The organism is Vibrio sp. 811 (assembly GCF_033339195.1).
The window spans coordinates 1-549 of record NZ_JAWOUB010000802.1 but is presented as its reverse complement, the minus strand read 5'-3'; the positions used below and the strand labels follow the sequence as shown (position 1 = coordinate 549).

Sequence of the window (549 nt, the reverse complement as noted above, 5' to 3'; positions counted from 1 at the left end):
GAATGTAGCTGACGACTTTTGCGTAGTAGTAGGAGAAGGTATGGCAGACAAAACTGATGGCTATCAAGGTGAACATGAATCGGCGTTCGATCATATCGCCAGTGGCCGGTAAGCCGTCTAAAAACGTAATGCCAAAGAAAACCAAAATCATGTAGGTAGCGCTAAAGAGTAAACCGACTTTGAACTCGTTAATCAAAATGATGGTTGCGACGATGGGGTAGAGCCACAATAACTTTCCGGAGGGAGCATCATTAAAAAGAAGCAGTAATAACCCCTCAAACATGATGACGGCGCTGAGCAGTAAATCGGCATATTTGTGATGCCTTTGTACTTTTATGAGATAGCAGATTCCTAAGCAGGCGATGGCACTGAAGGCATGCAAAACGCTTAACCCCCAATGATTTTCGAGCGATTGGACGATAGCGCCGTACACCAATAGTGTGGCGGCAATGCTAGAACACAGAAAAACGATTTTCTTTTTTCTCGTCGAGCGGATATCCGCCATTTCTTCTAGGCGCGCCCCGGCCAATGTCGACATCTTCTATCCCT

General features: G+C 45.9%; 1 pseudogene. It reads right to left on the bottom strand.

Annotated features, from left to right (window positions below):
- Positions 1–538, bottom strand: a pseudogene (locus R7Q46_RS29485) (GGDEF domain-containing protein); the annotation flags it as partial.
- Positions 539–549: the final 11 nt, after the last annotated feature.